This window comes from Methylobacterium pseudosasicola, assembly GCF_900114535.1.
Taxonomy (GTDB): domain Bacteria; phylum Pseudomonadota; class Alphaproteobacteria; order Rhizobiales; family Beijerinckiaceae; genus Methylobacterium; species Methylobacterium pseudosasicola.
Genome location: NZ_FOTK01000010.1, coordinates 45,264 through 57,014, shown reverse-complemented (window position 1 = coordinate 57,014; position 11,751 = coordinate 45,264). Strand labels below are relative to the sequence as shown.

The window sequence follows — 11,751 nt, the reverse complement described above, 5'->3', positions numbered from 1 at the left end:
TGACTGTGGGATGCGGGTATGGCGAGGCGCATCATGGGTCCGCCCGCCTTCGACGACGCCTTCATCCAGACTCTCGACACGCTGTTCGCGTGGCGCCGCGACGTGCGCCGCTTCCGGCCGGACGCGGTCGATCCGAATCATCTGCGCGCCTGCCTGGCGGCGGCCCACCGGGCACCCTCGGTGGGCAATAGCCGCCCCTGGCGATTCGTCCGGGTCTCCGACCCCGCCCGGCGCGCCGCCATCGCGAACAGCTTCTCCCGCTGCAACGCGGCCGCCGCGGAGGGCTACGATGCGGCGCGGGCCGCGCGCTACCAGGCGCTCAAGCTCGCCGGGCTGAACGAGGCGCCGGAGCATCTGGCCGTCTTCTGCGACGATGCCACCGAAGCCGGCCTCGGCCTCGGCCGGGCCAGCATGCCGGAGACCCTGGCCTATTCGGTGGTCGGGGCGGTGCAGTGCTTCTGGCTCGCGGCTCGCGCGCGGGGGCTCGGCGTCGGCTGGGTCTCGATCCTGGAGCCCGCCCGCGTCACCGGAATCCTGGCCGTGCCGGAGACCTGGCGGCTCGTCGCCTATCTCTGCGTCGGCCATCCGGTGGAGGAGCATCTCGACCCGGAGCTGGAGCGCCACGGTTGGCAGGCGGAGGATCCGCGTGGGACCGAGTTGTACGAGCGCTGATCGGTTGGGGCGCCGGATTTACGCTACTCCTTTACCCTCCCCAAGACTTCCCGGGATCAGCGCCCCGTCAACCATAGCTTTTCCTGGAACGACAAGCGCGGCCGTGGATTACTGGCCCGCATACGCTCACGCTTGTCGAGGACCATAGAGATGTCGGGTCGGGTGGCGGCTTTATTCGGGGTGGCCGGCGCGATGCTGGCGGGTTGCTTGGGGGCAGCCCAGGCGCGGGAGGTGGTGCCGTTCCAGAACGGCGTCGCGCCGGGCTCGGTGGTGATCAGCGTGTCCCAGCGCAAGCTCTACCTGGTGAACGGCGACGGCACGGCCATCCGCTACCCCGTCGCGGTGGGCCGGCCCGGCAAGCAATGGTTCGGCACAGCCTCCATCGACGGCAAGTACGTCGCCCCGGCCTGGTCGCCGCCGGCCGAGGTCAAGCGCGACAACCCCCGGCTGCCGAACCTCATCGCCGGCGGCTCGCCGAGCAACCCGATGGGCGCCGCCGCCATGACGCTGGCCGGCGGCGAATACGCGATCCACGGCACCAACCGCCCGAACTCGGTCGGCACCTACGCCTCCTATGGCTGCATCCGGATGTACAACCAGGACGTGGTCGATCTCTACGCCCGGGTCGATGTCGGCGCGCAGGTCTACATGACGCGGTGAGGATAGTGCGGGGGCGTGATCAGGAAGCCTGGGTAACCTGACGCGCCGCCACCTTGTCGTAGAGAACGATCCCATCCGCAGCGACGTCATGCGCCAGCGTATTGATGTCGTTGCGGCTGGTCTCGAACACGCTCCTGCGCATCGGGACCACTTGGATCGTCGCGCCGAGATCGCGCACGGCCTGCCACAGGGAGACCGGCGTGTAGCGGCCCGGCGGGATGTTGTCGTCCAGCAGAACGCACAGGTCCCAGTCGCTGTCGTCGTCGTGGTCACCCCGGGCGCGGCTGCCGAACAGGATCACCCGCTCGACAGGCGCGATGGCGCACAGACGTTCGACAGCCGCGGCGAGCGGCGGCGACAGCCTGTCCGGGGCAAGCGCATGGCTCATGATGCGCGTATACAGCACGGAGCCGCAACGCGCACGGAGACCCGACCGAAGCGCCCCCTACTTGGCCGGCGGCGCGGTCGCCTCGACGGCGGTAAAGGTCTCCAGGATCCGGTAGGTGTGCTCCGCGCCGGCCGGCACGCAGTAGGAATCGCCCGCCGCGAGCGCCACGGTCTCGCCGCCGACCACCAGCTCGGCCCGGCCGCTGATCACGTAGCCTACGGTCTCGTGGGGCGAGGACGTCATCGGCTTGTCGGCGTTCGGCTCCTCGGCCCGCCACATCCGCATCCCGAGCCGCTCGCCGCGGGCGAGCGCGATCTCGCCGTGCGGTCCGGCGGCCGCGCCGTGGGCCGATACCTTCGTCGCCATCTTAAGCCTCCTGTTGGTGAACCAGCCCAACGGGGCCCGGCTCGCGACGTTCCGCGCCCGGTGTCGCGGCCTCGTCTTGACGCCTCCGGCCGTGCGGCAACAGGATCATGCACCGGTCCAGCAAGGCGCCCGACAGAGGCGTGGGTCGGCGCGACGCCCGCAGATCCGTCCAGGTCCGGCGCGTCGGCGAACGAACTGGAGGAGCGCGCCATGCAGATCAAGGCGGCGATCGACAGGATTCCCGGCGGCCTGATGCTGGTCCCGCTCCTGCTCGGAGCCCTGTGCAAGACCTTCGCGCCCGGGGCGCCGGCCTACTTCAAGGGTTTCACGCAGGGCATCATGACCGGCGTGATCCCGATCCTGGCGGTCTGGTTCTTCTGCATGGGTGCGTCGGTCAGCCTGAAGGCGACCGGCACGGTCCTGCGCAAGTCCGGCACCCTGGTGGCGACCAAGCTGCTATCGGCCTGGGCGATCGTGCTGGTCGCGTCTCTGTTCATCCCGCCCGAGGGCATCCAGACCGGCTTCTTCGCGGGCCTGTCGATCCTCGCGATCGTCTGCGCGATGGATATGACCAATGGCGGCCTCTACGCCTCGCTGATGCAGACCTACGGCAGCCGCGAGGAGGCCGGCGCCTTCATCCTGACGTCGATCGAATCCGGCCCGTTGATGAGCATGATCATCCTCGGCGCCTCCGGGGCAGCGCATTTCGAGCCGCAGGTCTTCCTCGGCGCGGTGCTGCCGTTTCTCGTCGGCTTCGCCCTGGGCAACCTCGATCCGAAGCTGCGCGCCCTGTTCGCGCCGGGCGGCCAGCTGATGATCCCGTTCTTCGCCTTCGCGCTCGGCAATACGGTCGATCTCAACAACCTGCTGTCGCCGCTGGCGGGGCTCGGGATCGTGCTGGCGCTGTCGGTGATCGTGCTCACGGGCATCCCGCTGATCCTGGCCGACAAGGTCATCGGGGGCGGGACCGGGACGGCGGGGCTCGCCGCCTCATCCACCGCCGGCGCAGCCGCCGCCAACCCACTGGCGATCGCGGCCGTCGCGCCGCACTTCGCCCCGGCGGCGCAGACGGCCACCGTCCTGGTGACGATCTGCATCATCGTCACCTCGATCCTCGTGCCGATCCTCACGGGGCTCTGGTACCGGCGGTTCGGCGCGGGCGCCGCGGAGGCCCGGCCGGAGCAGCCGGTGGTCTACGGCGGTGTCGCCGCCGAATAGGGGCCTGCGTGCCTCAGAAGTCGACCGCGAGCCCCTTCACTTCCCAATCGTCGTAGCGCACGGGCTCGAGGCCGCCGCGCCCCAGGCGCTCCGGGGTGGCACGGATCTCGGCCGCGCGAGCGTCGATGGCGGCGCGACGCTCGGCTGCCTCGGCGAGCGCGCGCTCCGCCGCGGGGCTGAGCTTGCGCGGGGCGGCCCCGTCTTCGGTCACGTCATGTCCGTTCGGGTCTTGCATCGCGGTCGCTCGGGTGTGAGGGCGTGGGCCTGAGATCAATGGGTTCAGGAGTCAAAGTGGCATCGCGGGACACAGGCCGCAACACGCGGGGCGAGACATCGACGGCAGCGACCGCCCCCGACAGCGCGGGCCTCGGCGCCCGGCGCGCCGCCCAGCAGGCGGTGGCCGAGATTATCGGCCAGGCGCGGCCTGCGGCGCTGGAGGAGACGCTGGCCTCGGCGCTCGGGGCGGAGACTCTGAGCCCGGGCGACGCGGCCTTGGCCCGGGCCATCGCGGTGGCGACGTTCCGCCGCTACGGCCTGATCCGGGCCGCCCTGGCGACCCGGCTGGAGCGCGGCCTGCCGGTGGAGAAGCCGCGGCTCACGGCACTGCTCGCCACCGCCACCGCCCAGATCCTCGACCTCGCGGTCCCGGACCATGCTGCGGTCGATTGCGCGGTGCGCCTCGCCAAGGCGGACAACCGGACGACCCATCTCGCCGGCCTGGTCAACGCAGTGCTGCGCCGGGTCGCCCGGGAGCGCGACGCGATCCTGGCCGAATCCGCCGATGCGCTGACGGTCAACACGCCGGACTGGCTCGCTCGCCGCTGGGTCGCCGCCTACGGGCCGGAGCGGGCGGCGGCCATCGCCCGGGCGCATCTGGCCGGCGCGGCGATCGACCTGACCCCGCGCGGGGACGCGGCCGCCTGGGTCGAGCCCCTCGGCGCCGTGCCACTGCCGACCGGCTCCCTGCGGCTGCCGGAGAACGGCCCGGCGATCCCCGACCTGCCGGGCTTCCAGGAGGGCGCCTGGTGGGTGCAGGATGCCGCCGCGGCGATCCCCGCTCGCCTACTCGCCCCGCAGGCCGGCGCCCGGGTCCTCGACCTCTGCGCCGCCCCCGGCGGCAAGACCATGCAGCTCGCCGCCACCGGCGCCCATGTCACGGCCGTCGACCGCTCGGCGCCGCGGCTGGAGCGCCTGCGCGAGAACGTCGCCCGGCTCGGCCTCGACGTCACCATCGCGGTGGCCGACGCCCTGGCCCTGGAGGCGCAGGATCACGACGCGGTGCTGCTCGACGCGCCCTGCTCGGCCACCGGCACGATTCGGCGCCATCCGGACGTGGCCTGGACCAAGTCGGAGGCCGACATCGCCCGCCTGGCGATGCTCCAGACAAAGCTCCTCGACCACGCGGCCGGGCTGGTCCGCCTCGGCGGCCGGCTGGTCTACTGCACCTGCTCGCTGGAGCCGGAGGAGGGCGAGGCACAGATCGCGGCCTTCCTAGCCCGCGACGCGCGCTACCGGCGCGTGCCGGTCCAGCCCGAGGAGGTCGGCGGCGCCGCCGAGATGATCGATGCCAACGGCGACCTGCGCACCCTGCCGTGCCACCTTCCCGAGATCCCGGGCGCCCGCGGCGGCCTGGACGGGTTTTTCGCCAGCCGGCTCGAACGGGTGGGGTGACGAGGGGTCCCGTGTCCCTCGCCGTCTGGTTTTTGGGCCATCCGCCCCGCGCCTTACGGCGGGTGGAGACGAGGGTCACATCCAGAGATGGCCCGCAAAATCTTGATTCGATCCAGTCGACCTGCATTGAACAGGACCCGGTCGAATATCGTGCACAAAAAGTCTTTCGGCCGGGGATCGACCGGTTTTTGTCACACTTGGTTCGCGGAGGACGACCGGGCCGGCGTTGAGGCGGGGGACGATTGTCGCTAGCGTGCCGGCAGATTGGGAGGATGCACGGCAACCGTGCACGGGATGGATATGGCACACGCAACCCACGCGACGACTGCGCCCGGCGCTCCCCGTGAGCCCTGGTACAAGGTCCTCTACATCCAGGTCCTGATCGCCATCGTCTTGGGGGTGCTGCTCGGCTGGTACGACCCGGCCACCGGCAAGGCGATGAAGTGGCTCGGCGACGCCTTCATCGGCCTGATCAAGATGATGATCGCGCCGATCATCTTCTGCACCATCGTGCACGGCATCGCCTCGGTCGGCGACCTGAAGAAGGTCGGCCGCGTCGGCGTGAAGGCGCTAGTCTATTTCGAGGTGGTCTCCACCCTGGCGCTGCTGATCGGCGTGCTGGTCGGCGAGGTGATCCGGCCCGGCGCCGGCTTCAACGCCGACCCGTCGAAGCTCGACGCCAGCAAGGTCGCGACCTACGCCAACAAGGCGGCGGCCGATTCCACCGTCGCCCACATCCTGGCGATCATCCCGAAGAGCTTCTTCGATCCCTTCGCCACCGGCGACCTGCTGCAGGTGCTGCTGATCTCGATCCTCACCGGCGTCGTGGTGACGAGCCTCGGCGAGCGCGCCGCCGCGGTGAACAGCGCGATCGACACCGCCGGGCAGATCTTCTTCAAGATCATCGGCATCGTGGTGAAGCTCGCCCCGGTCGGCGCCTTCGGCGCGATGGCGTTCACGATCGGCGAGTACGGCATCCAGAAGGTCTATGACCTCGCCTGGCTGGTCGGCACCTTCTACGTCACCGCGATCGTGTTCGTGCTGGTGGTCCTGGGCAGCATCGCCAAGGTCGCGGGCTTCTCGATCCTGCGCTTCCTCGCCTACATCAAGGACGAGCTGCTGATCGTGGTCGGCACGTCGTCGTCCGAGACGGTGCTGCCGCAGCTGATGACCAAGATGCGCCGGCTCGGCGCCTCCGATTCGGTGGTCGGCCTCGTGGTTCCGACCGGCTACTCGTTCAACCTCGACGGCACCAACATCTACATGACGCTGGCCACGCTGTTCCTGGCGCAGGCGGTGGGGGCGGACCTGACCTTCGCGCAATACGCGACGATCATCCTGGTGGCGATGCTGACTTCGAAGGGCGCCTCGGGCGTCACGGGCGCCGGTTTCATCACCCTGGCGGCCACGCTCTCGGCGATCCCGAACAGCCCGGTCCCGGTCGCCGCCATGACCCTGGTCCTCGGCATCGACAAGTTCATGTCCGAGTGCCGTGCGCTCACCAACCTCGTGGGCAACGGCGTCGCCTGCGTGGTGGTCAGCCGCTGGGAAGGCGAGCTCGACATGGCCAAGCTCAACGAGGTCATGGCCCATCCGGTCGCGATCGGCACCGACATCTCCGACCACGCGCCGCAGCCGATGGGGACCGACAGCAAGGTCACCAAGGTCGCCGCAGCGGAGTGATGGCCGCGCCCACAGCACGGGCGCGCCTCGGCATCGATCTCGGCGGCACCAAGATCGCCGGGATCGTGCTCGACTCGAACGGCGCGACCCTGGCCGAGGCCCGGATGCCGGCGCCGCGGGGCGATTACGGTGCCACGCTCGAGGCCCTGGCCGCGCTGGTGGCCCGGCTGGAGGCGGAGGCCGGCGCACCGTGCAGCGTCGGTATCGGCATGCCGGGCAGCCTGTCGCCGGCGACCGGCCTCGTGCGCAACGCCAACTCATACTGGCTCAACGGCCATCCGTTCGGGGCCGACCTGGCGCGGCGCCTTGACCGGCCGGTGCGGATCGAGAACGACGCCAATTGCCTGGCGGTCTCCGAGGCGGTGGACGGTGCCGGTGCCGGCGCCCGGGTGGTCTGGGCGGTGATCCTCGGCACCGGGGTCGGATCCGGCATCGCCATCGACGGCCGCGTGCTCACCGGCCGCAACGGCATCGCCGGCGAATGGGGCCACGGCCCCCTGGCCGCGCCCCGGGCCGACGAGCAGCCCGGACCGGATTGCTATTGCGGTCGCCGGGGCTGCATCGAGACCTGGCTGTCCGGCCCCGGTCTGGCCGCCGACCACGTCCGGCGACACGGCGGGAGCTTCACCGCCGAGGCCATCGTCGCGGCGGCGCGCGACGGCGACGCGCAGGCGCGCGACACGCTTGCGATCCATCTCGACCGGCTCGGCCGCGCCGCAGCCCAGGTGGTCAACCTGCTCGATCCGGACGTGATCGTGATCGGCGGCGGCCTGTCGCGGATCCCGGAGCTGATCGCCGGCCTGCCGGGCGCGATCGCGCCTCACGTCTTCTCCGACGCCTTCGACACGCCGGTGCGGGCGAGCCTGCACGGCGACGCCTCGGGCGTGCGCGGCGCGGCCTGGCTCTGGGACGCGGATTGAACGCGCGCCGCCGAGGCGGCGATCGGTTGGGCGTCAGCGAGCACGTTGAGCCAAGGTCCGGAACCGATTCTGGCAGGCGGTTCGGCAGGCCCCTTGCCGGGGCCGGACGGGCAGGGCAGGAGAGCCGCGCCCCCGCCGCGAAGCTCCGATGATCGTCCGCACCCGGCCCAACCTGTTCACCCTGCTGTTCACGATGCAGGGCTCGATCCTGCCGCGGGTGGCCCCAAAACTTGTCGGGATCGTCGCGGTCGCCTGCCTGGTGGTCTGGGCGGAGGCGCGCTGGCCGGCCTTCTTCCCGGTGACCGCCGGGGTTGCGCCGTTCACGCTGGTCGGCCTCGCCCTGTCGATCTTCCTGAGTTTTCGCAATAACGCCTGCTACGAGCGCTGGTGGGAGGCCCGAAAGGCCTGGGGCAGCCTGATCGGCGAGGTGCGCAACCTCGCCCGCCTGTTGCCGGCCCTGCTGCCGCCCGCCGAGGCGGCGCCGCAGCTGCGCCGTCTCTCGGCCTTCGCGCACGGCCTGCACGCGCGCCTGCGCGGCCTCGACGAGGCCCTGGCGGTGGACGGCAAGGCGCCCGGGGCAAGCCTCTGCGGTCCGAACCCCACCGACTCGGTCCTGGCCGCCCTGACCCGCGATCTCGCCGGGCTGATGCAGGCCGGGCGCCTCACCGATATCCAGTTCGGCCTCTTGGAGGCGCGGATCGAGGCGCTGTCGGGCGTGCACACCGCCTGCGAGCGGATCGCCAACACGCCACTGCCCTTCGCCTACACCTTGCTCGTTTACCGCACCGCCTGGCTCTACTGCCTGCTCCTGCCAGTGGGACTCACGGGCTCGCTCGGCTGGGCGACTCCCGTCGTGGTGGCGCTCGTCGGCTACACCTTCTTCGGCCTCGATGCCCTGGGCGACGAGCTGGAGGAGCCGTTCGGCACAGAGCCGAACGACCTGCCGCTCGACGCGATGGTCCGCGCCGTCGACCGCATCGTCCACCACGCGCTCGGCGAGCCGATGCCGGCTCCGCTGACGCCGGACGGGTACTGGCTGCGGTAGGGCAGGGCTCAGCCGTTCCAGCCGCGCAGCACCGGCTCGCTCCGGTCGTGCTCATAGCCGAGTACGCTGACGCTCGCGGTGCCGAGCACCAGCAGCGCGCCGCCCTCCGGCGGCAGGCCGATCCAGCGGGCCGCGAGCACGCGCAGACAATGCGCGCTTGAGAAGACCAGCACGTCCGCATCCAGGGCACGGATCCGCGCGATCACCCGATCCGCCCGGGCGCCGACATCGACAGCATCCTCGCCGCCGGGGCAGCCGTCGCGGAACAGGCGCCAGCCCGGGCGCTCGGCCAGGATGTCTCGTGTGGTTCGGCCTTCGTAGGCGCCGTAATCCCATTCGGCCAAATCCGGCTCGATCACGCGGTCCGCACCGAAGCCAGCGAGGGAACAGGTGGTGGCCGCCCGGCTCGACGGGCTCGACCAGACCGCCGCATAGCTTTTCTTCGCCAGACGCGGCGCCAGGGCGCGGGCCGCTGCCTCGCCGGCCGGCGTCAACGGGATGTCGCTGCGGCCGGTATGCTGGCCGGACAGGCTCCAGGCGGTCTCGCCGTGGCGGACCAGGGTGATCTGCGGAAGGTTGGTCTCGGACATGCACGCCTCCGGCTGCCTGTGTTCAACGCATCCGCGCCGATCCGGCACCGCGCGGCCAAATCACCGCGCCGCAGCCGCAACATCACCCTTGCGCCGCCAGCGAAACGGACATAAACATATCTTTATGTCTATCGCTGAGAGTCGCGCGGCGGGATCGATCCCCTTTTCGGAAGCCCTGGGCGTTCTGCGCGCAGCGGCCGAGGAGACGCGCCTGCGCATCCTGGCGCTGCTGACGGAAGGTGAGTTGTCGGTCTCCGACCTCACCGACATCCTCGGCCAGTCGCAGCCCCGCATCTCGCGCCACCTCAAGCTGCTGGTCGAGGCGGGCCTCGTCGAGCGCCACCGCGAGGGCGCCTGGGCGTTCTTCCGGCTGTCAGAGGCCCGGGCCGGCCTCGCCGACCCGCTCCTGTCCGGACTCGACCGCACCGCGCCGCCCCTCTCGGAAGATCGCGCCAGGCTCGACGCGGTGCGCACCCAGAGGGCCGATGCGGCCCAGACCTTCTTCGCCCGGCTCGCGCCCAAATGGGACGAGCTGCGCTCCCTGCACGTCCCCGAGGCCACCGTTGAGGCGGCGGTGCTCGACGCGCTCGGCGACCGGCCCCTCGGCAGCCTGATCGATCTCGGCACCGGCACAGGCAAGATGCTCGGCCTGCTCGCGCCGCGGGCCGCCCGCGCCACGGGGCTCGATTCGAGCCACGCCATGCTGTCCGTCGCCCGGGCCAACCTGGAGCGGCAGGGCCTGTCGCGGGTGGACCTGCGCCAGGGCGACATCCACGCGCCGCCCTTCGCACGGGCGAGCTTCGATCTGGTGGTGGTGCATCAGGTGCTCCACTATCTGGACGATCCGGCCCGCGCCTTGCGGGGTGCCGCGCGCCTCGTCGCCCCCGGCGGGCGGCTGCTGGTGGTTGATTTCGCGCCGCACGATCTCGAATTCCTGCGGACCAGCCAGGCCCACCGCCGGCTCGGCTTCTCCGCCGACCAAGTCTCCCACTGGCTGGCCGAGGCCGGGCTCGCCACGGTCGCGACCCGCGATCTGGTGCCCCGGGAAGCCGGTCAGCTCACCGTAACGCTCTGGCTCGCCCAGGACATGGGCGTCGGTCGCGAGGCGGAACCGCTCCAGCGCGCCGTCGCCTGACCTCCGGGCCGGGCGACCTCCACGTAACCCTCTTCACCCATATCGTCTGAACCGATCGACATAGAGGACGAGACCCGATGCGCCGTTCCACCCACCGCGCCAGCCGCGACGGCTACCACCCGATCCGTGTCTCGATCGAGTTCTTCCCGCCGAAGACCGACGAGATGGAGAAGATCCTGTGGTCCTCGATCGAGCGGCTGGCCCCGCTCCAGCCGAAATTCGTGTCCGTGACCTACGGGGCCGGCGGCTCGACCCGGGAGCGCACCCACAACACCGTCGCCCGGATGATCCGCGAGACCACCCTCAAGCCAGCCGCGCACCTCACCTGCGTGGATGCCAGCCGCGCGGAGATCGACGCGGTGGTCCAGGCCTACTGGGATGTCGGCGTGCGCCACATCGTGGCCCTGCGCGGCGATCCGGCCGACGGCGTCGGCCACGCCTACAAGCCGCATCCCGAGGGCTACGCCACGACCGCGGAGCTGGTCGAAGGGATCAAGCGCATCGGCGACTTCAAGGTCTCGGTCTCGGCCTATCCCGAGAAGCATCCGGAAGCCGCCTCGCTCGAAGCCGACATCGACGCCTTGAAGGCCAAGGTCGATGCCGGCGCCGATCAGGCGATCACCCAGTTCTTCTTCGAGAACGAGGTCTACCTGCGCTATCTTGAGAAGGTGCGGGCCGCCGGGATCACGATCCCGATCATCCCGGGCATCCTGACGGTGCAGAACTTCAAGCAGGCGGCGAATTTCGCCCGCCGCACCGGCGCCTCGGTGCCCTACTGGCTGGCCGCCCGGTTCGAGGGGCTCGACAACGACGTGGAGACCCGCCGACTCGTCGCCGCCGCCGTGGCGGCCGAGCAGGTGCTCGACCTGGTGGATGAAGGCGTCCAGGACTTCCACTTCTACTCGATGAACCGCTCCGACCTCGTCTACGCGATCTGCCACCTGCTGGGCCTGCGCGCGCAGGCGCCGAAGCTGGCAGCGGAAAAGGCGGCGGCCTAGATTCAGCTGCGCCCGCACGGCGCAGCAGGGGGCAGGACGATGGCCGAACCGCAGGACCTGATTCTTCCGCTTCTTCGGGAGATGCGGACCGAGTTGCAGACCGGCTTCTCCGATGTTTGGCGGCAGTTCGATACGGTCGATGCGCGCTTCGACAGATTGGAGCGCCAATGCGACGATCTCCGTAAAGCCATGACGGGCGAATCGGTGCTCGGTCGCTACGCGGCCGCGAAGGTCGGGAAGCGTCTCGACGCGATCGAGGGGCGGCTCGCCACCTTGGAAAAAGCGGGCTGACCCGGACGAATTCCGGGCCGGTTCGAAACGAGAACTCCACCCTCCGCCCCATCCTGGGTGCCGTGCAACGGCCTCGCAGGAAGGCTCCAGGGACCGACAAAAAATCTGGACGCC

Annotated in this window: 14 protein-coding genes; 10 read left to right on the top strand and 4 right to left on the bottom strand. The window is 70.6% G+C overall.

Annotated features, from left to right (window positions below; all coding sequences use genetic code 11):
- The first annotated feature begins 18 nt into the window (after positions 1-18).
- Together bluB and BM228_RS12175 are read left to right on the top strand one after the other, a co-directional pair.
- On the top strand, positions 19-672 hold the full coding sequence (gene bluB / locus BM228_RS12180) for a 5,6-dimethylbenzimidazole synthase (RefSeq protein WP_092040466.1): 654 nt from the start codon (positions 19-21) through the stop codon (positions 670-672).
- 150 nt (positions 673-822) lie between these two features.
- The gene (locus BM228_RS12175) at positions 823-1,332 is read left to right on the top strand and encodes a L,D-transpeptidase (RefSeq protein ID WP_092040464.1); all 510 of its coding nucleotides are present in this window, start codon (positions 823-825) and stop codon (positions 1,330-1,332) included.
- A gap of 19 nt (positions 1,333-1,351) precedes the next feature.
- Here BM228_RS12175 and BM228_RS12170 read toward each other — a convergent pair whose 3' ends face one another.
- Positions 1,352-1,720, bottom strand: a complete 369-nt coding sequence (locus BM228_RS12170) for a nucleotidyltransferase domain-containing protein (RefSeq protein WP_092040461.1) — start codon at positions 1,718-1,720, stop codon at positions 1,352-1,354.
- Between the two features lie 57 nt (positions 1,721-1,777).
- The gene (locus BM228_RS12165) at positions 1,778-2,086 is read right to left on the bottom strand and encodes a cupin domain-containing protein (protein ID WP_091863814.1); all 309 of its coding nucleotides are present in this window, start codon (positions 2,084-2,086) and stop codon (positions 1,778-1,780) included.
- Between the two features lie 210 nt (positions 2,087-2,296).
- Between BM228_RS12165 and BM228_RS12160 the strand changes: the two genes are divergently transcribed.
- Positions 2,297-3,304, top strand: coding sequence for a 2-keto-3-deoxygluconate permease (locus tag BM228_RS12160; protein WP_092040459.1), 1,008 nt, complete (start codon positions 2,297-2,299; stop codon positions 3,302-3,304).
- Between the two features lie 13 nt (positions 3,305-3,317).
- Here BM228_RS12160 and BM228_RS12155 read toward each other — a convergent pair whose 3' ends face one another.
- Positions 3,318-3,539, bottom strand: coding sequence for a DUF1674 domain-containing protein (locus tag BM228_RS12155; protein ID WP_092040456.1), 222 nt, complete (start codon positions 3,537-3,539; stop codon positions 3,318-3,320).
- Between the two features lie 56 nt (positions 3,540-3,595).
- Between BM228_RS12155 and BM228_RS12150 the strand changes: the two genes are divergently transcribed.
- The 4 genes from BM228_RS12150 to BM228_RS12135 all read left to right on the top strand — a co-directional run bounded on the left by BM228_RS12150 (position 3,596) and on the right by BM228_RS12135 (position 8,623).
- Positions 3,596-4,975 (top strand): RsmB/NOP family class I SAM-dependent RNA methyltransferase, encoded by a 1,380-nt coding sequence (locus tag BM228_RS12150; RefSeq protein WP_092040454.1) that lies wholly within the window; start codon positions 3,596-3,598, stop codon positions 4,973-4,975.
- A 300-nt stretch (positions 4,976-5,275) separates the two neighbouring features.
- On the top strand, positions 5,276-6,658 hold the full coding sequence (locus tag BM228_RS12145; RefSeq protein ID WP_092040654.1) for a dicarboxylate/amino acid:cation symporter: 1,383 nt from the start codon (positions 5,276-5,278) through the stop codon (positions 6,656-6,658).
- The gene (locus BM228_RS12140; RefSeq protein WP_092040452.1) at positions 6,658-7,578 is read left to right on the top strand and encodes an ROK family protein; all 921 of its coding nucleotides are present in this window, start codon (positions 6,658-6,660) and stop codon (positions 7,576-7,578) included. Before BM228_RS12145 ends, BM228_RS12140 begins: the two co-directional genes overlap by 1 nt.
- A 148-nt stretch (positions 7,579-7,726) precedes the next feature.
- The gene (locus tag BM228_RS12135; RefSeq protein WP_092040449.1) at positions 7,727-8,623 is read left to right on the top strand and encodes a bestrophin family protein; all 897 of its coding nucleotides are present in this window, start codon (positions 7,727-7,729) and stop codon (positions 8,621-8,623) included.
- Positions 8,624-8,631: 8 nt separating this feature from the next.
- Here BM228_RS12135 and BM228_RS12130 read toward each other — a convergent pair whose 3' ends face one another.
- On the bottom strand, positions 8,632-9,213 hold the full coding sequence (locus tag BM228_RS12130) for a histidine phosphatase family protein (protein ID WP_092040448.1): 582 nt from the start codon (positions 9,211-9,213) through the stop codon (positions 8,632-8,634).
- A 124-nt stretch (positions 9,214-9,337) separates the two neighbouring features.
- Between BM228_RS12130 and BM228_RS12125 the strand changes: the two genes are divergently transcribed.
- The 3 genes from BM228_RS12125 (at position 9,338) to BM228_RS12115 (ending at position 11,637) form a co-directional block, all read left to right on the top strand.
- On the top strand, positions 9,338-10,348 hold the full coding sequence (locus tag BM228_RS12125; RefSeq protein ID WP_092040445.1) for an ArsR/SmtB family transcription factor: 1,011 nt from the start codon (positions 9,338-9,340) through the stop codon (positions 10,346-10,348).
- A gap of 77 nt (positions 10,349-10,425) precedes the next feature.
- Positions 10,426-11,346, top strand: a complete 921-nt coding sequence (gene metF / locus BM228_RS12120; RefSeq protein ID WP_092040443.1) for a methylenetetrahydrofolate reductase [NAD(P)H] — start codon at positions 10,426-10,428, stop codon at positions 11,344-11,346.
- Positions 11,347-11,385: 39 nt separating this feature from the next.
- Positions 11,386-11,637 carry a hypothetical protein gene (locus BM228_RS12115; protein WP_092040440.1) on the top strand — a complete coding sequence of 84 codons (252 nt, stop codon included), beginning with the start codon at positions 11,386-11,388 and terminating at the stop codon, positions 11,635-11,637.
- Positions 11,638-11,751: the final 114 nt, after the last annotated feature.

Coding starts and splice junctions, on each gene's coding strand:
- bluB (WP_092040466.1), top strand. CDS start 19: ATGGCGAGGCGCATCATGGGTCCGCCCGCCTTCGACGACGCCTTCATC.
- BM228_RS12175 (WP_092040464.1), top strand. CDS start 823: ATGTCGGGTCGGGTGGCGGCTTTATTCGGGGTGGCCGGCGCGATGCTG.
- BM228_RS12170 (WP_092040461.1), bottom strand. CDS start 1,720: ATGAGCCATGCGCTTGCCCCGGACAGGCTGTCGCCGCCGCTCGCCGCG.
- BM228_RS12165 (WP_091863814.1), bottom strand. CDS start 2,086: ATGGCGACGAAGGTATCGGCCCACGGCGCGGCCGCCGGACCGCACGGC.
- BM228_RS12160 (WP_092040459.1), top strand. CDS start 2,297: ATGCAGATCAAGGCGGCGATCGACAGGATTCCCGGCGGCCTGATGCTG.
- BM228_RS12155 (WP_092040456.1), bottom strand. CDS start 3,539: ATGCAAGACCCGAACGGACATGACGTGACCGAAGACGGGGCCGCCCCG.
- BM228_RS12145 (WP_092040654.1), top strand. CDS start 5,276: ATGGCACACGCAACCCACGCGACGACTGCGCCCGGCGCTCCCCGTGAG.
- BM228_RS12140 (WP_092040452.1), top strand. CDS start 6,658: ATGGCCGCGCCCACAGCACGGGCGCGCCTCGGCATCGATCTCGGCGGC.
- BM228_RS12135 (WP_092040449.1), top strand. CDS start 7,727: ATGATCGTCCGCACCCGGCCCAACCTGTTCACCCTGCTGTTCACGATG.
- BM228_RS12130 (WP_092040448.1), bottom strand. CDS start 9,213: ATGTCCGAGACCAACCTTCCGCAGATCACCCTGGTCCGCCACGGCGAG.
- BM228_RS12125 (WP_092040445.1), top strand. CDS start 9,338: ATGTCTATCGCTGAGAGTCGCGCGGCGGGATCGATCCCCTTTTCGGAA.
- metF (WP_092040443.1), top strand. CDS start 10,426: ATGCGCCGTTCCACCCACCGCGCCAGCCGCGACGGCTACCACCCGATC.
- BM228_RS12115 (WP_092040440.1), top strand. CDS start 11,386: ATGGCCGAACCGCAGGACCTGATTCTTCCGCTTCTTCGGGAGATGCGG.